Consider the following 17,771-nt stretch of genomic DNA (forward strand, 5'->3'; position numbering starts at 1 on the left):
CAGCGCTTTAAATGGCAACACCAATCGTGCGGAGCTTCCGCAAATGGGCCCCGCGCGCATCAACCCAGACTAAGGAACCAGCATGCGCCGAACAGTGCGCCGACGTGCTGCGGCCGGCCTTGTGGGCGCCCTTTCGCTGCTCCTTCCCGCCGCCCTTCCGGCGCTGGCCGCGCCGCCAACGGGTGAAATAGTGCTCGACGGCGCCACCTCCGCCGAGGGCATGGCGGCAGGGGAGGGCACCACCTTTATGCCGGGGAACTCACCACCGGTGATATCTTCCGCGGTGACATCCGCAAAGGCACCGCCCCCCGGTTCATCCATGCGTCCCAAGGGCGCGCCGCCGTCGGCATGAAGGCCGACACCTGCAGTGACCTGCTGTTCGTGGCAGGCGGCGGCGGACTGGGCACGGTGAAGACACTCAAGCTGAGCGGTCCCGCAGCGGATCTCTCCCAAGGGTTCAACCTGAACGGCATTGCAGCTGCCACCATCAAGAGTGGCGCCTTCAATGTCCCCACCACCGTTGCGTTGTTCGGGAACACCCTCACCGTGGTCAACGGGCAGTTCAACCAGCCGCCCAGCCCGTTCGAGGTGGTGCTGGTCCCGGCCCGCAAGTGAGGGCTTAAACAAGTAACTGGCTGGCAGTAGGAACTGCCAGCCAGTTTCCGTTTGAAACCGAGCGGGTGAAGTCAGATGGTCCGCGGTGCCTTGGCCAGGTTGTCCTTCAGCTCCGCGGCGGTCTGCCGGGCAATGTACGCCGGGCGGTCCCGCTCCACGCGCCAGCTCTCGGAGAGGGTGCCCACGTTGACGGTATCGAAGCCGAACTCGTCGTAGAGGCGGGTCACCAGTTCGGCGGCTTCCGGGTAGTCGCTGGCGGTGGCCAGGGCCCGCCGGCCTTCGGCGCCGGCGGGCGAGCCGTCGGTGGTGATGTCGCGGGCCATGATGTGGTTGAAGCCCTTGGCCACCTTGGACTGGGGCAGGTGCTCCTGCAGCAGCCCGGACGTCGTGGCTTCGCCTTTGTCCAGGGCCGGGATGCGGCCGTCGCGTTCCCAGTAGTAGTTGTTGGTGTCGATCACAACCTTGCCTGCCAGCGGCTCCGCCGGGACGTCCTTGTAGTTCTTCAAGGGCACCGTGACCACGGCGAAGTCGCCGGCCGCTGCCGCTTCAGCTGCCGTGGCCGCCCGGGCCTTAGGGCCAAGCTCAGCCACCAGGTCCTGGAGGGTTTCCGGCCCACGGGAGTTGCTGATGACTACGTCGTAGCCCAGCTCCACGGCCTTCCGTGCAACCTGGCTTCCAATATGTCCTGCACCGATGATTCCGATTGTTGTCATATGGGCGGCAACACCGGTCCCCGCGCAGATATTTCAGCCGGCGGCGGGGAATAAAGAGCCGGGCACGTGCCTACTTTCCCAAGTACCGCCCGGGCCGGTGGTTCAGGACGAGGACCAGGTTCAGGAGGGTGGCGCCGCCGTCGTCCCGCCGTTCCTCTGGGTGATCAGCGCCCGCTCCTTCCTGGTGCTGGCCTTGGTGATGACGATCCTGGGCCTGCTCAAGGCCGCCTACTTTGGGGCCCTGCCGTCCGTCATATCCGATTCCTTCGTTCCCCGGACCCGGGCCTCCGGACTATCCTTCAGCTACAACTCCGCAGTGGTCGCCTTTGGTGGCTTCACGCCCATGATTGCTGCCTCCTGGTACGCCGAGCCCGGACGCGAAAGCGCCGCCCGCCTTGGGGGAAGGCGGGCGGCGCTGGCTTTTGGGGCAGGCTGCGTCAGTGGCCGCCGAGGTTGCCGCCGACTGGAGGCAGGCCGCCCTCGGTGCCGCGGTCGTCCTCACGCCGTTCACCGGCGCTTCGGTTTTCTCCCGCCACCGTGTCATCGGACTCGCCCATGGTGTCCACCAGCCCGTTGGTCTGGTCGAACGGGTGGCCCACCCTGCCGTCGTCGAGGTCGGCGACAGAACCGGAAGACCCCGCGGCCGGCGCCGTGCCAGTGGTGGTGTCCGTTTCGGGCCAGGCAGCACCCGTGGTGGCACCGGTGGTCAGGGGCTCCGCGGGAACAACAGGCTCTGCCGGGACTACAGGGGTGGTCTCAGTGACCGTCACGTCCCGGGTCTCGGTTTCGTCCTTCTTGCCACCGGCAGCCATCGCCGCGGCGGCGCCGGCAACCGCTGCGATACCCACGCCAGCGGCAACCTTGCCGGAAACGCCGGCCTTGCCGGAGTCGCCGCGGGAGGCTCCCGCGTGCTCAACGCCCGGCGTGCCTACGGCCGAGCCGGCGTTGACGGATCCGCGCCAGGCGCCGCTGGCGTAGCCTTCATCTTCGATGAATTCCTTGAACTTCTGCAGGTCCGACTCGGCCTGCCGGTCCACGACGTTCAGCTTGTCGCCCACCTTTTCAATGAGGCCTTCGGGCTCGTATTCGAGGGTCAGCCGCAACGAGGTCTGGCCGCCTCCAACGTCCTCGAAGTCCACGGCGCCGGCGTTCGTGGCGCCTTCGGTGGCGGCCCAGGCAACCCTTCGGTCCGGGGCCTGCTCCAAGATCTTGGCTTCCCATTGCCTGCGGACGCCGCCGATCTCGGCCACCCACTCCAGCCGGTCGTCACTGAGCTGCGTAACGCTCTTGACGCCGCCCATGAAGTGCGGGAATTCCTCGAACTGGGTCCACTGGTTGTAAGCGGTGCTCACCGGTACATTCACCAGAATGCGTTTTTCCACCTTCGTGCTCATAACGTCTCCTTCGCTGTGTCACCGGGAACTGATGAGTCGGGAAAAATCATCAGCATGCTTACCAACATACCTTTTGGCTGGTCCGGTTTCCAGAGCGGGGTGACAAAAGGTGAAGCGTCCGCAGGACGGCTTACCTAGGGAGCCACGACGACGCCATACGAGCCCTCGTTGAGCGCGCTTGGTTTGGTGGAAGGAGCCACCACACCGAAGTCGTAGCCCCTGGCCCGGATTGCGTCGATGGTGCTCGCGAGGTAATCCCATTGGGAGGCGGGGCAGGACAGGACGTCATTGCCGTCGTGGAGCAGGATGATTGCACCGGAGGCAACCTCATCCAGCACATACTTCTGGACTCCAGCTGCACCGGGGCACTCGAAGTCGCCCGGTTCACCGACCGCCCAGTGCCACTGGATTCCGCCGCTCATGCCAATGCTCCTGAGGTATTTCAGCGAGTAGGGGGTGCTGTTGCCGAACGGGAAACGCAGCAGCGTGGGTGTGGTGCCGGTGATTGCCTTGAGCGTGGCGTTGGTGTTGTCGATCTCCTGCTTTTGGTTCGCTTGGGTGAGGTCTGGGAAATTGGCGTGGTCAAACGAATGGTTGCCAATAACGTGCCCCTCGTCCTTGATCCGGCGGACAAGGTCGGGGTACTGCTGGGCGTGCGAGCCCTGGATGAAGAACGTCGCCTTGACGCCCTTCTCTTTGAGAACGTCGAGGACAAAGGCGGTGCGCTCGGGCGAGGGCCCGTCGTCGAATGTGAGGCCGATCAGCGGTTTGTCGGCAGCCTGGGCCGACGCAGGGCTACCCACCAGCAGGGCCATGGCCAGGCTGGCGATGGCCAGTGCTGCGGTGGCAATCTTGCTCTTCATGGTGCTCAGTTCCCTTCCCAAGGTTGCTTTCAACCTTGTTTAGGTGAGCACCCTATGGCGGGCTTAAAGAGGGTGTAAACAGCTGGCAGGCGTCGACTGGGTAACTTCTCCTGACCCGCTCATCACCCGCAAAGAGGTGTTATCCGGGCGTTACCTGAAGATGCGCAGGATGCGGTTATGAACGACGGCGGCACCTGCCCAAGTGCCGCCGTCGCGGGTCTGTTCCAAGGGGCCATGTCACTCCAAGTGCTCCCCTACCAAGGCAAGGTTCTGGATAACTGCCAGGCCGAACTGCGCGGTGTCATTGGTGGAAACCGTGGGCGCCTCATCCACGGGAAGCAGTACGTGAGGTGGTTCGATCTTCCGCAGTGTGAACGCTGATTCGTGGTTCAAGTGTTCCCCGCCCTCCGCGAAGCTCTCCCATGCCCTTGCGGCAAGGTTACGATCCTGCAACCTGGCCGCCGCGTAGGCGGTAAGGCGGCTGTGTGCCTGCGTGAGGTGGATGCCCTCCAGCGGCTGGCCCACGGCTTCCACCTGCTCCTCCTTGGTGGCAAGGAACAGGCGGCAGTACTGCAGCCAGGCCCGTTCGAACTCCGGATCCGGCACCAGGTCCACCAGCTCGCTGCAGATTTCCACGAGCCCAAAGACCGCGCTGAGGTGCGAGACCTGGATCTGCTCCCGGCCGGTATCGAACCGGCCCTTGTCGAGGTCGTACAGTGCTTCGCCGGTGAGGAAGCCATACTTGAGGGAGCCGATGTCCGCCATGGTGCCCTGCAGCCGGTCCCGGGAGCGCGGATTGCCGGTGCGCTCCCAGTCCGTGAGCCAGGTTGCGGCGAGCGAGCCCCAATCCGTTCCCAGCCCAACGCCCAACGCGCCGCGGTTGGGCCGGTAGGTGTCCGTGTCCGGGCGGACTTTGCGGACCGGGTCCAGGCCCAGGAAGTTCTGGTCGCTGTCCACCAGTTCGGAGAGCAGGTCCCCGGTGCGCTCATCCGCCGTCAGGTAGTAATAGAAACGGCGGTAGGCGGGGGTGCTGATCCGCAGCTGCTTGGCGCTGCAGCCCCAGTGCTGGACGTTGTGCCGGGAGCCCAGGCCTTTCCATGGGCCCAGGTGGTAGACGTCCACTTCGGCCGTGTGCCGGGTCGTGGCCTCCGCGAAACGGAAGATGTCCGCCCTGCCGGAGCGCAGGTAGGAGTACCAGAGCCAGAGGTCGGGGGAGAGCTCGGAGTTGTCCCATGCATTGCCCCCCACGTCGTACCGCCACACGTGCCGGTCGACGTCATACGTGTGCATCACGTCGCCGTAGTTCCAGAAGCCGTACCAGCGGCGCTGCTCCACCTGGCCTGCGTAGAAGTCGAAGAGGAAGTCCAGCCGGTCCTCGAAGCGCGCCCGTGCCGGAGTGCTCCGGTCCACCGGATCCCAATCGCCGAACACGCCCACCGAGTGCAGGTAATCCGGGGTGGCCTGCAGCAGGGCCGGGGTGGACGCCGACGCGGCGTCTGCAGCGAGGCTTTCGATGGACGGGGTGGCTTCATAGGCAAAGAGGGTTACTCATGTGTGCGGGCAATCCCGGTGGGGTTGCCGAAGCCCGGTTCGTAGTCCTCATACGTAATCTCCAGGCCTTCGAGCTGCTCTTCGAACGTGTCCTGGCCCAGGCCGTCATGGTAGAAACGCAGGTCCATCGGCTGGGCCTCGGGCGAGAAGAGCCATGCCGTCAGGGCGGCTTCGCCGGTGGCCGCGCCGCGGATATCCATCTGGCCCGGATGGGACTGCCAGAAGTCCCTGATCCCAATCCCCAGCCCGCCGCGGGTATCGCTCAGGGAGCAGAACCCGGACGCGCGGGTTCCGCCGGAGATTCCCACCCAGCCGTGGCCGGCGGCGGTGCGCTTGCGCAGCTCAAATCCATCGGCGCTGAGCTGGGTCAGCGTGTAGTCGCCCCAGGCGGGGATCAAGTGCAGGCGTTCGGAGACCTCCGGGTTCCAGGTATCCGGGGCAGGAGTGGGCCGCCCGGCGATCTGCGCCTCCCGCACGTCCGTGCCCGGGTCCCTGCGGAGCCCGGTCAGTCCGCGGACCGCCTCGGTGAGGAAGCCGCCGTCGGCTCCCGCGATGCGGATGTGCCGGTTGTGCGGTTCGTCCTCCAGCGGCACCGTGAAGCGCACGCCAAGTCCGGACAGGAAGTCCCGTTCCGCGTCGCCGTCCCAGATAAAGGAGTGCACCATCCGCACGCTGCGGGCGTTGGCGTAGAAGTAGAACCGGACCACAAAGGGCAGCCAGTCCCGCCTTCCGCTTTCCGGCGCGTCCGGACGGTGGTTGCCTTCCAGCCGCACCACGGCGCGCACGGGTCCGCTCTGTTCCAGGGCGACGGCGGTGACCCCACCTGTGAAGGCGGCCCGGCGTGCTGTCCCCGCGCCCTCGTGGATGCGGTCCTGCAGCAGGCTGACCAGTCGTGCGTCGCGGGCAACAGCCCGGCCATCGCGGGAGAGGCTGCTGAACAGGGTGGAGCCGCGGCGGTTGATCACCATCTGCAATCTGCCGGTGTCCACGGTGATGGCGTCGGCACTTTCGGTGACTGTGACTGAGGCTCCGCCCGACGGCGGCTGGCTGGCCGCGGGGGCTGCGCCGCCGTCGGCCGTCACAAGGTAGGTGTCCGACGGCGAGCCTGTCGCCGGGAGTGCCATGCCCGCCCACTTCAGGGAGCCGTCCGGCCAGGTGGCCAGTGGCCAAGCCTGGCTGGCCACGGGATTGCCCGCAGCATCCTTCATGCGCAGGCTGCCTGGCCCGGGGACTGTTCCCCGGGCGAAAGGCATGCCCCACGTTGTTCCGCCGCTGATCTCTGCAGGTGCCCCGCCGTCCATCCACCTGATGAGAGTTTCCGCCATGTGCTCCAACTCCATATGTTTTGCGTTAGGCCGTCCTGAAAGCGGTTTCTGATACGTTTCAAAACTAGCCCCGCATGGGACGTGCCGCAAGGGGCGGCCCACGGAGGCGGCTGCGGAAAAGCTCGGGACCTAAGACTCTGAATGCGCTGACCGGACCAGTTGAAAGTGGAACTGTACGGGGGATGCGGCAGGAACGGGGCTAAATGCTGCCTCCCCGCGTACGCACAATCAGCACCGCATCCGATTTGAGGGAGAAAAACCATGTCTGCGTCATCAGCGCATCCCGGCGTTGGCGCGAGCCACCACCGTACTCCGATCGAACTCACTGCCCTTGTTTCCGGCGGAATCTTCGCCCTTGTGGGGATCCTGGGATTCATTCCCGGCATCACTACGAACTACTCGCAGATGACCTTCGCAGGTCATGACTCCGGCGCCCTGCTTCTGGGCGTATTCCAGGTGTCCATCCTCCACAACATCGTCCACCTGCTCTTCGGTGCGGCGGGCCTGCTCATGGGCAGGACCGCGGCGCAGTCGAGGTACTTCCTGCTCGGCGGCGGCGTTGTGTACCTGGCGATCTGGCTGTATGGCCTGCTGATCGACCAGGGGTCCGGGGCCAACTTCATCCCCATCAACACTGCGGACAACTGGCTCCATGCCGTACTGGGCGTCGCCATGATAGTTCTCGGCTACGTGCTGGGGCGCGACATGACCGGCGCGGAACAGAAGGGTTAGCTTTTCGCAGCGGCCCCGTCGTCGTCCGCTCCTTCGGCGGGGTCCTGGCTGTGCACACGGATGTCGGCCGGGTCCGCGTCCGGATCGCCTTCGGCAGGTGATTCGGCGTGGACCCGGTCGTCGTCGTCCCGTGAATGGTCTTCAGTCATTGCTGCTCCTCGAAGCTGGAGATACTGCGGAAGCCGGAGCGGTTGCGCTACCCATCATTCAGCGCCGCGGCATCCTGGCTGTCAAGGACCATCCATACGCTCTGGCCGCGGGTGGCCCTTTGTGCTGGACTGGTGACGCAGTGGACACCACCCCCGTTCCGGGGCGGTGCTGTTTCCAGTCACCGTACAGCCAGCCGGCGCGGACCGGCTATTGGAAAGGATCACGCATGGCAACGTACAAGATCGGATATTCCGTGGGCAGCCTGGCAGCGGCTCCATCAACCGAAGGCTGGCCAGGGCCTTGATCCACCTCGCTCCCGAAGAACTGGAGTTCACCGAGATCACCATCAAGGACCTGCCGCTGTACAGCTACGACTACGACGCCGACTTCCCGCCCGAAGGCCGTGCCCTCAAGGAAGCCATCGAGGCCGCGGACGGGATCCTGTTCGTGTCCCCCGAATACAACCGTTCAATCCCGGGCGCCCTGAAGAACGCCATCGACTGGGGTTCCCGTCCGTGGGGAACCAACTCGTTTGCCCGCAAGCCCACCGGCATCATCGGCGCCTCCCCGGGCAGCATCGGCACCGCCGTGATGCAGTCCTCCATGCGCAGCGTCCTGAGCTTCCTGGACGCCCCGCAGTTGAACGCCCCCGAGGCCTACATCACCTACAAGGCAGAGGTTTTTGGCGACGACGGCGAGGTCAAGGATGGGTCCACCGCCAAATTCCTGGGCCACTACATGGACGAGTACGCGGCGTTCGTGGCAAGGGTCCTGGCCGCCAACGCGCCCGGCCACATCGGCGACCTGGAGCCGGACGCCGCCAAGCTTTCCCGCTGATATGTAGGTCTGGTTGTCAAGAGAACATGGATGAGCGGCTCCCGGGTTTGGTTCCTGGGGGCCGCTCATCGTGTGCCAGCCGGCCGTTCCACTTCATATCTCTAGGTCCGTTTCCCGCCAGGCGTACGGATGCCCGCCATCCCACCAACGGCGGGCATTCGAGCCTGTGAACCGGCAGTTTGAGCCGGTTCAAACGGGTCAGTCCAGCGCGGGTCAGTCCAGTGGCAGCGTCACCGACACGCTGGTGCCCTGGCCGGGACTGGAACTGATCTCTACCGCGCCGCCCGCCTCATGGACGGCGACGGACATGAGCCGCAGCCCGTAGCCGTGGTGCCGCCCGCACGTGGCGAGCTCGCAGTCAAAGCCCGTGCCGTCGTCGGCCACCACAAGGCGGATGCCGTGGTCAACGGCCGCCAGCTGGACAGTCAGCGTGGAGGCCTCGGAGTATTTGTAGGCGTTGCTGAGCATCTCGCGGGCGGATTGGTACAGGAGGGACGCGCAGTCCGCCGGGATCTCGACGCCCCAGTGAGGAGTATCCCAGCGGACCACGGTCCCGCGCTGACGCAGGGGCGACGTGAGCCGGTCGATGCAACCGGCCAGCCCCAAGGTGTGGAAATCCAGCGGCTGCTGGTCGGTCAGCACGCCTCCCACGGTGGTGACTTCGTTGTCCAACACTTTGCTTCCCATGACTTCCTGCTCCCCACAAGCTGGGTTGGTCTAATAACTCCAGCGTGGACCTGAAATGTCTAGGGAGGGCAAGATTTTCCTCAAGATCCGATCAATTCTGCGTGCGCAGCGTGACGGGCTGATCGACGGTCCCCCTGCTCCGCCTGACGGCGTTCACTGTGCACCATTTCGGGTGAGGACCGGGGCGGTGATCACACCGTCGCGCATGGTTGCCACGACGTCCGTGAGCGGTACGAACTCGGTGTCATGCGTGACCATCACCGTGGCCACCCCGAACTCCGTGGTCACTTGGCGCAGGAGCGCGATGATCGAGGCGCTGCGTTCGTGGTCCAGCGCAGCGGTTGGCTCGTCCACCAGCAGCACTTTGGGGCTGCCCATGAGCGCCCGGGCGATGTTCACCCGCTGGCGCTGGCCGCCGGAGAGTTGGTGCGGCAGCTTCCGGGCGCCCGCGGAAAGGCCCACGACGTCCAGCAGCTCGGCCGCCTTGGTCCGCGCCGCCTTGGCGGGCTTGCCGCGAAGGTGGTCGCTGATGATGAGCTGTTCGACGGCGGTCAGCGAGGGGAGGAGGTTGGGCTGCTGGAAGATGATGCCCACCTTTCCGCGGCGCAGTGCGGCGAGGTCCTTGTCCGTGAGGCCTGCGGTATCGGTGCCGTCGATGATGACCTGCCCGCGGCTGGGCCGGACCAGGGTGGCTGCGGTGGCGAGGAGGCTGGATTTGCCGGATCCGGAGGGCCCGACGAGCGAGACCAGCTGCCCTGCCTCGGCGGCGAGGCTGACCCGGTCCAGGGCGGTGGTGGTTCCGCCGCCGTCCGGGTATTCGAGGGTGACGTTGACCAGGCGCAGGGGAGCGGCTGAGGGGGAGTGATGCATCGGGATTCCTTTCAGGGAGAGGGGGAGGTGTTTAGTTGCCGCCGAGCGCCAGGAGCGCGTCAACCTTGGTGGCGCGGCGGACTGCAAGCGCAGCGCCGGCCAGTCCCAGGGCAACGATCCCGACGACGGGAACCACCGTGGTGCCCGCGGTCAGCAGGAACGGGGCGGCCTGGGCGGCCAGTGCGCCGGCGGCAACACCCACGGCCCCACCAAGGGCGGCCCCCGCCAGGAGCACGACGGCAGCCTGGGTCATGGCGTCGCGGAGGATGTAGGAACCCGGGGCGCCCATGGCTTTCAGCACGGCGATATCCCGGGTGCGCTGGATGGTCCAGACGGTCAGGAATGCCACGATCACCAAGGATGAAATCCCGTACAGGAATGCCTGCATCAGGGTCAGTGATCCGTTTTCGCTCTTGAAGGAGCCCAGGGCCTGGAAGGATCCGGTGCGGGACTCGCTGGCGGTATGCGCTGCCGCGTCGGCCGCGCCTTCGTCCACCTTGGAACCGGCGGAGTAGGTGACGGCTATGACGGTAGCCAACTGACCGCCGTCGGACACGTGCGACGCCTTGGCCCAGGCGGGCAGCGCCGTCCACACCACGCCGGTGTGTGAGTACCACTGGTCCGGCACCACCACGGCGACGGAAAGCTCCACGCCGCCGAGGGATATCTTGTCGCCTTGGCCAACGGAGAGGGCCTCCGCTATTGAAGCGCCCACTGCGGCGGTGCCTGCGGACACGTCAACAGGCGCCAGCGGACTGCCTGGCGAAACGCCGAAGACTGCCACGTTGGCCGTGCCCGAACCGTTGGCCGCCTGCGCCCGGGTTTGGGTGATGCCCAGCGGCTCGGCGGACTGGACGCCCGGCTGGTGCTGCCAGCTGTCCACCTGGGCGGCGGTCACGGAGCTCTCCGTGTAGGACGCTTTGGGGGTGCCGGAACCGGGCGCGCCGAAGGCGATGGTGTCCACCTGCCTGGATGCCAACGCGCCCAGCCTGTCGATGGCGGATGTCGACTGCTCGGCGAGTCCCGCGGTCAGGCCTGACAGCATGACCAGCAGGAGGGTGATCAGGGCTACGACGCCGCCCATCATGGCGAACCGGCCTTTGGCGAAGCGGATATCGCGGATTGCCAGGAACACGTTGTTTCTTCTCTCAGCAGGGGTGGATTCTTCTGTCCTTCCACTCTCCCGGGGGCGGCCCGAAGCGGCATCACGGGAACGGTTGATCCGCAGGAATGGAACGGTGGAGCCCGGGATCAACCTTTCGGTTGATCCCGTGCAGGCCGTCCCGGCATAAGCTGATGGAATGCCTGCTACGCCCCTCCCGCAACCACCCGGAAAGGGCGGCGGCATCCCGGCAAATGGACCGCTCAATGCCCTCGAAAACGCGTCCTCGGCCGCGATCCTCCGAATCCTGCGGGTCACCCTGCACACGGGGTTCGCGGTGCTGCTGGCCGTGGCACTGGCCCGCATGCTGGTGGCCGGAGGTTCCCTGGGCTGGCTGTGGGCCGGCACCGCCGTCGTCCTGGCGGCCGTGTACCTGGCCGGGACCGTCCTCGAAAAGCGCCACGCTGAGGGCCGGATCGGCTTCAACCCCCGCCGCTACGGCCTGCTGTGGCTGGGCCTGGTCACGGCCCTGTGGGCGTTCCTGCTTGCCGGCAGCGCTGACTTCGCCTGGCTGGCCTTCCCCATCTTCTTCCTGCACCTGCACCTGCTGCCCCGGCGCGCCGCGCTGCTGGCGATAGCCCTGATGACGTTGGCGGTGATCGCCTCGCAATGGGCGGCCAGCGGTGCCCCGGTTCCCCATGCGGCGGCCGTCGTCGGGCCCGTGCTGGGCGCAATCTTCTCGGTGATCACGGGGCTTGCCTACGCCGCCCTCTACCGCGAGGCCGAAAACCAGCGGCGCGCGGCGGACGAGCTGCGGCGGACGCGGGAGGAATTGGCACGGTCCCAGCATCAGGCCGGCGTGCTGGCGGAGCGGGAGCGGCTGGCCCGGGAAATCCACGACACCCTGGCGCAGGGGCTCTCCAGCATCGTGCTGCTGGGGCGGGCGGCGGAGAAGTCTCTGGGGGACGGTGATGCGGCCACGGCTTCCGCGCGCCTGGCGCTGGTGCAGCAGACCGCTGCGGACAACCTGGCCGAGGCACGCAGCTTTGTCCGGGGGCGGTCCTCGCCACGGCTGGAGGGGACAACGCTGGTGGAAGCCCTGCAGCGCCTGTGCCACAGCACCCAGACCGGGGCCGCCCCTTCAGGGTTGGCGCTGCGCTGCCGGCTTGACGTGGACGGCGAACCGCAGGATCTGCCCCAGCCGGTCCGCGTGACCCTGCTGCGCGCGGCGCAGGCGAGCCTCGCCAACGTCCGCGAACACTCCCGGGCCGCGAACGCCGTCGTCAGCCTGGCCTTCCTGGGCACCGAGGTGACCATGGACATTTACGACGACGGCGCAGGTTTTGATCCGTCAGCTGCGGCCGGTGCCGCGGACGCAGCGGACGGCAGCGGGTTCGGGCTGCGCTCGCTGCGGGAGCGAGTCACCGCCTTGAACGGTTCGCTGGCGGTCGAATCAGCACCCGGCCAGGGCACGGTGGTGGCCATCCGGCTGCCGCTGGACGGCGTTCAGGCCGGCGCCTCGGCGAAGGAGCTTCGATGACGGAGGTGCGCGTCCTGCTGGTGGACGATCACCCGGTTGTCCGCGCCGGACTGCGTGCCATGCTCACCGGGTTCGAGGGCATTTCCATTGCCGCTGAGGCCTCCGACGGCAAGGCTGCGCTGAAGGAGCTGGCGCGGCTCACAGCCCTGGGCGAGGCCCCGGACGTTGTCCTCATGGACCTGCAGATGGGGGCGGGGATGGACGGCGTCACCGCCACGGCCGCCATCCGGAAGCTCGCCTCGACGCCGCCGGTGCTCATCCTCACCACGTATGACACCGACGCGGACATCCTCGCCGCCGTGGAGGCGGGGGCCAGCGGCTACATGCTGAAGGACGCGCCGCCGGAACAGCTTCGGCAGGCCGTCCTGCAGGCCGCGGCGGGCGGCACTGTCCTGGCACCGCGCGCGGCGGCGTTGCTGATGGACCGGATCAGCAACCCAGGCACGTCGCTGACGCAGCGCGAGGTGCAGCTCTTGGAACTGTTGGCCACAGGCCTGTCCAACCGTGCCATCGCCAAGGAGGTTTTCATTTCCGAGGCAACGGTGAAGACCCACCTGGTCCACATTTACGGCAAGCTCGGCGTGGACAACCGCACCGCCGCCATCGCCGAGGCCACCCGGCGGCGCATCATCAGGCCGCCGGGGGCCAAGGGCTGATGTTCTTTGCTCTCCGACGGGGGCGGGACAGTGGCGTATCCGGTCGTCATTTCCGTGGTCGCGGCCTCTTGAAGATGATGTTTCGCGAAACTAGCATCGCCGCATGGAGAGCCGCTTGTTTGCCTACGTCAGCTATCCCGACGCTGCTGCCGCCCTTGATTGGCTGGAAAAAGCAGGGTTCCAACCCGTGCGCCGCCAGGATGGCCCCGACGGCAAGGTTGTTCACGCGGAAGTCCGCATGGGCGACGCGGTGGTGATGGTTTCCAGCGATGATGCCGCTTACGAACGTCCCCCGCTGGTGGGGCGGTCAACGGGCAGCGGCCTGTATCTGCTGCTTGACGACGTCGATGCGTTCTACCGGACGGCACTCGCCGCCGGCGGCGTTTCCGTCATTGAGCCGGAGGACACAGAGTGGGGTTCGCGCCGGGCCCGGGTCCTCGATCCGCAGGGACGGGAATGGAGCGTCGGTACCTACGAACCGGGCCTTTCCTCATGACAGGTTAGCCGTCATCCTGGCACTTGTGCGCTTCGGGAAAAGTTCAGGCTGTTCGGGCGCCTTTTCCAACACTGGCTGTTAGCGTGGAGGCCCAGCCAACGAAGGAGGAGCGATGTCCATCAACTCACCTGATTCACTGCCGGAGGACGAGCCACAGGAGGGCACCGCGGCCGGCAAGGGCAACGCCGGCGGCGGGATCCCGGGCGGGAAGGACGGCGTCGGGATTTCCGACGGCGCGGAGCCCAACACTTTCGAACCCGAAGAGGACCCGGACGCTGCGGCGGGCCCGGCAGGCTAGCGTCCCGGGGAGCACTCAAGGTTGGATCAAGATTGGCCAAAGGTGCTGGAATCGGGCGTAAGGGCAACCTACCGGCCGGTAGTTTTTAAGGGCCTCCACGCCAGTTCCCCGGCGGGAAGCACGGGAAGCCCCCGCGCTGGAGCCAGACTCGCGCGGGGGCTTCCTTCCCAAACTCAAGGCGGCCTTACCACGCATGTTTCGATCCAACGCCGGTCAACGTCCCTTCCACTGGCCCCTGCCTGTACTATCTCCCCGGGGACCCTTTGTGTGGTCTGAAAGGGGAAGCTCATTGGCTGGGATTCATTCGATAACGGCAACGCCCACGGTTTCAGCTGCAGGACGGGATGAAGTCCTGCAGGAATATGGGCTGGCAACCGTGGACGGCGGCGGCCAAGGGCCCGTTGCGGCTGAGCTCTCAACGGAACCCCTTCAGAACCTCGTTGAGCTGGCTGCCAAACTTTGTGGGCTCCCGTACGGGGTGGTCAACGTCGTCACGTCGGACGAGCAACGGCAGGTGGCGGCCGTCGGCTTTGAAGCCGCCGTCTGTTCCCGTGAAGACTCCATGTGTTCAAAGGTCTTCCTCTCAGGTGAGCCCACCGTTGTTCACGATGCTTCCCTAGATCCCCGTTTCGCGTCGAATCCCTTCGTTACCGGAGAAATCGCCGCCGTGCGGTTTTACGCCTCCGTTCCGTTGGAGACCTCATCAGGGTTCGTGATCGGGTCGCTGTGCGTATTCTCCGACTCACCCGCTGCACTGAACGGGGAGCAGGTGGCCATGTTGGAGATCCTCGCACGTCAGGCAGTGGAACTGCTCGAACTCCAGCGCCGCACCCTGCAGCTGAACAATGCTCTCCACGAGCTGCGGGAAAGCAACGCGAAGCTTGCAGAGTTCGCAGGCCGGGTCAGCCATGACCTGCGCGGTCCCCTCACCACCATGCTGGGCTACGTGGAGATGGGCGAGGACGATCCCGATGTGGACAGTGACCACCCGGCTGTGGAGTATCTTCAGCTCATAGGTGCCAGCGGCCACAGGATGCTTGCCATGCTCCAGGACGTCCTGAACTACTCAAGGGTAGGCGGCGCCATCCAGCGGCAGCATGTATCCCTGAACACCGTGGCCGCCGAGGTGGCCAATGACCTTGGCTTGTCCTTCGGGCCTGGCGCTGTCCTGGACAGCGAAGATCTGAAGCTCCATGTTGACCCCGGCCAGCTGCGCACGCTGCTGCAGAACCTGGTTGCGAATGCCGTGAACTACCAAAGCCCGGACCGGGAACTTGGGGTGCGGATCAGCGGCATTTCGAACTACCACGGGACCACCGTGTTGGTGGCGGACAACGGCAAGGGGATAGCCCCGAAGGACCGGCAGCGCGTGCTGGAACCGCTGGTCCGGCTGCACCGGGAAGGCGACGGCCAGGGATCGGGCCTGGGGTTGGCCACCTGCCTGCGTATTGCGGAAGCGCATGGGGGAGAGTTGAGCCTCAAAGAGACACCGGGCGGTGGAACCACCGCGGTCATCAGCTTCCCGGGCTGACCTGTGAGGGGCTCAAAAGAATACGGGGCCCGCTGCGTTGGCAGCCGGCCCCGTACGTGTCAGTCGTTGGACTGGAGTCAGTTCAGGTCGAAGCGGTCCAGCTCCATCACCTTGGTCCAGGCGGCCACGAAGTCGTTGACGAACTTCTCCCTGGCGTCCTCGCTCGCGTAGACCTCGGCCAGTGCCCGCAGCTGCGAGTTGGAGCCGAAGACCAGATCCACCGGAGTGGCAGTCCACTTCAGTTCACCCGTGGCGGCGTCGGTGATCACGTAGACGTTCTCCCCGGACTCTGAGGCCTTCCACTTGGTGCCCGGCGAGAGCAGGTTGACGAAGAAATCGTTCGTCAGGACCTGCGGCTTGTCCGTCAGCACGCCGTGGGTGGAGCCGCCCACGTTGGTGCCCAGGGCACGCATGCCGCCCACGAGCGCCGTCATCTCCGGCGCCGAAAGATCCAGCATGTACGCCTTGTCCAGCAGGAGGGTTTCCGGCGGGAGCTTCGCACCCGGGCGCAGGTAGTTGCGGAACCCGTCTGCCCGCGGCTGCAGGTACTGGAAGGATTCGACGTCGGTCTGCTCCTGTGCGGCGTCCGTGCGGCCGGGGCGGAACGGCACAGTGGCGGGGAACCCGGCGTCGGCTGCTGCCTTTTCCACTGCGGCAGCGCCGCCGAGGACGATCAGGTCAGCGAGCGAGATCTTCTTGCCGCCGGACTGTGCCGCATTGAACTCGTCCTGCACCCGTTCAAGCGTCTCCAACACCGTGGAGAGCTGGTCCGGCTCGTGGGCTTCCCAGCTGCGCTGCGGCTCCAGCCGGATCCGCGCACCGTTGGCCCCGCCGCGCTTGTCGGTCTTGCGGTACGTGGCAGCCGAAGCCCAGGCGGTGCCGGCGAGCTGCGGGATGGTCAGGCCGGAGTCGAGGAGCTTGGCCTTGAGTTGGGCGATGTCGTCCTCGCCGATCAGTTCATGGTCGACGTCGGGAACCGGATCCTGCCACAACTGCGCTTCCGGAACCCACGGGCCCAGCATGTGCGGGCCCACGGGCCCCATATCGCGGTGCAGCAGCTTGTACCAGGCCTTGGCGAACGCCAGCGCGAACTCGTCCGGGTTCGCCAGGAAGCGCCGGCCGATCTTCTCGTAGGTGGGGTCGAAGCGCAGCGACAGGTCCGTGGTCAGCATCGTGGGGCGGTGCTTTTTGTTGGGATCGTGGGCGTCCGGGATGATCTCGGGGGCGTCCTTGGCAACCCACTGGTGGGCGCCTCCAGGGCTCTTGACCAGTTCCCATTCATACTCGAACAGGATTTCCAGGAAGCGGTTGCTCCACTGCGTGGGCTTGTCCGTCCAAGTGACCTCGAGGCCGGAGGTGATGGCGTCGCCACCCTTGCCGCTGCCATAGGTGCTCAGCCAGCCCAGGCCCTGCGCCTCGAGGTCTGCGCCCTCTGGCTCGGGGCCCACGTGCGCGTCGGCGGGGCCGGCGCCGTGGGTCTTCCCAAACGTGTGGCCGCCGGCGATCAGCGCGAAAGTCTCTTCGTCGTTCATCGCCATGCGCTTGAACGTCTCGCGGATGAACGCGGCGGCGGCCACCGGGTCCGGGTTGCCCATGGGGCCCTCAGGGTTGACGTAGATGAGGCCCATCTCGGTGGAACCGACGTTGTCCGCCATGGTGCCCTCACCGGTGTAGCGCTCATCGCCGAGCCAGGCGTCTTCAGGACCCCAGATGATCTGCTCGGGCTCCCACACATCCTCGCGGCCGAAAGCGAAGCCGAACGTCTTGAAGCCCATCGACTCCAGGGCAACATTGCCCGCGAGGACCAACAGGTCGGCCCAGGAGAGCTTCTGGCCGTACTTCTGCTTGACGGGCCAGAGCAGGCGCCGGGCCTTGTCCAGGTTGGCGTTGTCCGGCCAGCTGTTCAGCGGCGCGAACCGCTGGCTGCCGTCGCCCGCTCCGCCGCGTCCGTCGTGGACGCGGTAGGTTCCGGCGGCGTGCCAGCTCAGGCGGATCATCAGGCCGCCGTAGTGGCCGAAGTCTGCCGGCCACCAGTCCTGCGAGGTGGTCAGGACCTGGCTGATGTCCTGCTTGAGGGCTTCGACGTCGAGCTTCCGGAATTCCTCGCGGTAGCTGAAGGCGGGGCCGAGCGGATTGCTTGCCTGGCCGTGCGTGTGCAGCACGGAGAGGTCCAGCTGGTTGGGCCACCAGTCCTGGTTGGTTCGCGGCCGGTGCCCCTTGGGCTGCGGGGAATCGATCGCAGGGTTTTCGCTTTCACTGCCCTGGGCGGTGGCACTGCCATGGGCCACCGGGCACCCGCCCTCAACCTTCTGGTCCAGGCCCTGCGCGCTCCCGGGAGTGGGGACCGGGGGATGGTCTTGGGGATCGGTCATGTGCTTATTCCTTCCGTTGGGCCGAGGCCGCGGTTGGAC

Annotated in this window: 18 protein-coding genes and 1 pseudogene; 9 read left to right on the forward strand and 10 right to left on the reverse strand. The window is 66.3% G+C overall.

Annotated elements, in window-relative coordinates; genetic code table 11:
- Nucleotides 1-82 precede the first annotated feature (82 nt).
- Both IEW19_RS23675 and IEW19_RS23680 read left to right on the forward strand, forming a co-directional pair.
- Nucleotides 83-352 carry a hypothetical protein gene (locus tag IEW19_RS23675; RefSeq protein WP_229748583.1) on the forward strand — a complete coding sequence of 90 codons (270 nt, stop codon included), beginning with the start codon at nucleotides 83-85 and terminating at the stop codon, nucleotides 350-352.
- Nucleotides 349-615: a hypothetical protein gene (locus IEW19_RS23680; RefSeq protein WP_229748584.1), complete on the forward strand. Its 267-nt coding sequence runs from the start codon at nucleotides 349-351 to the stop codon at nucleotides 613-615. Before IEW19_RS23675 ends, IEW19_RS23680 begins: the two co-directional genes overlap by 4 nt.
- Nucleotides 616-686: 71 nt before the next feature.
- Here the strand turns inward: IEW19_RS23680 and IEW19_RS18700 are convergent, their stop codons facing one another.
- The 5 genes from IEW19_RS18700 to IEW19_RS24290 all read right to left on the reverse strand — a co-directional run bounded on the left by IEW19_RS18700 (nucleotide 687) and on the right by IEW19_RS24290 (nucleotide 6,461).
- Nucleotides 687-1,328 carry an NADPH-dependent F420 reductase gene (locus IEW19_RS18700; protein ID WP_188573092.1) on the reverse strand — a complete coding sequence of 214 codons (642 nt, stop codon included), beginning with the start codon at nucleotides 1,326-1,328 and terminating at the stop codon, nucleotides 687-689.
- Nucleotides 1,329-1,765: 437 nt separating this feature from the next.
- The gene (locus tag IEW19_RS18705) at nucleotides 1,766-2,722 is read right to left on the reverse strand and encodes an SRPBCC family protein (RefSeq protein ID WP_188573093.1); all 957 of its coding nucleotides are present in this window, start codon (nucleotides 2,720-2,722) and stop codon (nucleotides 1,766-1,768) included.
- Between the two features lie 134 nt (nucleotides 2,723-2,856).
- Nucleotides 2,857-3,585, reverse strand: a complete 729-nt coding sequence (locus tag IEW19_RS18710) for a polysaccharide deacetylase family protein (protein ID WP_188573094.1) — start codon at nucleotides 3,583-3,585, stop codon at nucleotides 2,857-2,859.
- 237 nt (nucleotides 3,586-3,822) lie between these two features.
- Nucleotides 3,823-5,022: an exo-rhamnogalacturonan lyase family protein gene (locus IEW19_RS24285; protein WP_373283625.1), complete on the reverse strand. Its 1,200-nt coding sequence runs from the start codon at nucleotides 5,020-5,022 to the stop codon at nucleotides 3,823-3,825.
- A gap of 107 nt (nucleotides 5,023-5,129) precedes the next feature.
- Nucleotides 5,130-6,461 (reverse strand): exo-rhamnogalacturonan lyase family protein, encoded by a 1,332-nt coding sequence (locus IEW19_RS24290; RefSeq protein WP_268236300.1) that lies wholly within the window; start codon nucleotides 6,459-6,461, stop codon nucleotides 5,130-5,132.
- Between the two features lie 261 nt (nucleotides 6,462-6,722).
- On the opposite strand from IEW19_RS24290, the gene IEW19_RS18720 reads away from it, so the two are divergent.
- Nucleotides 6,723-7,193 (forward strand): DUF4383 domain-containing protein, encoded by a 471-nt coding sequence (locus tag IEW19_RS18720; protein WP_188573095.1) that lies wholly within the window; start codon nucleotides 6,723-6,725, stop codon nucleotides 7,191-7,193.
- On the opposite strand, the gene IEW19_RS18725 is transcribed toward IEW19_RS18720, so the two are convergent.
- Nucleotides 7,190-7,342, reverse strand: coding sequence for a hypothetical protein (locus tag IEW19_RS18725; protein WP_188573096.1), 153 nt, complete (start codon nucleotides 7,340-7,342; stop codon nucleotides 7,190-7,192). The genes IEW19_RS18720 and IEW19_RS18725 overlap by 4 nt on opposite strands.
- A 227-nt stretch (nucleotides 7,343-7,569) precedes the next feature.
- On the opposite strand from IEW19_RS18725, the pseudogene IEW19_RS18730 reads away from it, so the two are divergent.
- Nucleotides 7,570-8,180 (forward strand): annotated as a pseudogene (locus IEW19_RS18730) (NADPH-dependent FMN reductase).
- Between the two features lie 213 nt (nucleotides 8,181-8,393).
- Here IEW19_RS18730 and IEW19_RS18735 read toward each other — a convergent pair.
- The 3 genes from IEW19_RS18735 to IEW19_RS18745 all read right to left on the reverse strand — a co-directional run bounded on the left by IEW19_RS18735 (nucleotide 8,394) and on the right by IEW19_RS18745 (nucleotide 10,872).
- Nucleotides 8,394-8,867 carry a sensor histidine kinase gene (locus IEW19_RS18735; RefSeq protein ID WP_188573097.1) on the reverse strand — a complete coding sequence of 158 codons (474 nt, stop codon included), beginning with the start codon at nucleotides 8,865-8,867 and terminating at the stop codon, nucleotides 8,394-8,396.
- A gap of 153 nt (nucleotides 8,868-9,020) precedes the next feature.
- A complete protein-coding gene (locus IEW19_RS18740; protein WP_188573098.1) occupies nucleotides 9,021-9,737 on the reverse strand; it encodes an ABC transporter ATP-binding protein in 717 nt (238 codons plus the stop codon).
- Between the two features lie 31 nt (nucleotides 9,738-9,768).
- On the reverse strand, nucleotides 9,769-10,872 hold the full coding sequence (locus tag IEW19_RS18745; protein ID WP_188573099.1) for an FtsX-like permease family protein: 1,104 nt from the start codon (nucleotides 10,870-10,872) through the stop codon (nucleotides 9,769-9,771).
- Between the two features lie 166 nt (nucleotides 10,873-11,038).
- On the opposite strand from IEW19_RS18745, the gene IEW19_RS18750 reads away from it, so the two are divergent.
- The 5 genes from IEW19_RS18750 to IEW19_RS18770 all read left to right on the forward strand — a co-directional run bounded on the left by IEW19_RS18750 (nucleotide 11,039) and on the right by IEW19_RS18770 (nucleotide 15,360).
- Nucleotides 11,039-12,379, forward strand: a complete 1,341-nt coding sequence (locus IEW19_RS18750; protein WP_188573100.1) for a sensor histidine kinase — start codon at nucleotides 11,039-11,041, stop codon at nucleotides 12,377-12,379.
- A complete protein-coding gene (locus IEW19_RS18755) occupies nucleotides 12,376-13,035 on the forward strand; it encodes a response regulator (RefSeq protein ID WP_188573101.1) in 660 nt (219 codons plus the stop codon). The genes IEW19_RS18750 and IEW19_RS18755 overlap by 4 nt, the downstream gene beginning before the upstream one ends.
- Before the next feature lie 103 nt (nucleotides 13,036-13,138).
- A complete protein-coding gene (locus IEW19_RS18760; RefSeq protein WP_188573102.1) occupies nucleotides 13,139-13,531 on the forward strand; it encodes a VOC family protein in 393 nt (130 codons plus the stop codon).
- A 112-nt stretch (nucleotides 13,532-13,643) separates the two neighbouring features.
- Nucleotides 13,644-13,829, forward strand: a complete 186-nt coding sequence (locus tag IEW19_RS18765; protein ID WP_188573103.1) for a hypothetical protein — start codon at nucleotides 13,644-13,646, stop codon at nucleotides 13,827-13,829.
- Nucleotides 13,830-14,127: 298 nt separating this feature from the next.
- On the forward strand, nucleotides 14,128-15,360 hold the full coding sequence (locus IEW19_RS18770; RefSeq protein WP_373283626.1) for a GAF domain-containing sensor histidine kinase: 1,233 nt from the start codon (nucleotides 14,128-14,130) through the stop codon (nucleotides 15,358-15,360).
- 77 nt (nucleotides 15,361-15,437) lie between these two features.
- On the opposite strand, the gene katG is transcribed toward IEW19_RS18770, so the two are convergent.
- Nucleotides 15,438-17,732 (reverse strand): catalase/peroxidase HPI, encoded by a 2,295-nt coding sequence (katG, locus tag IEW19_RS18775; RefSeq protein ID WP_188573105.1) that lies wholly within the window; start codon nucleotides 17,730-17,732, stop codon nucleotides 15,438-15,440.
- Nucleotides 17,733-17,771: the final 39 nt, after the last annotated feature.

It is taken from the genome of Arthrobacter liuii (assembly GCF_014639275.1).
Classification (GTDB): domain Bacteria; phylum Actinomycetota; class Actinomycetes; order Actinomycetales; family Micrococcaceae; genus Arthrobacter; species Arthrobacter liuii.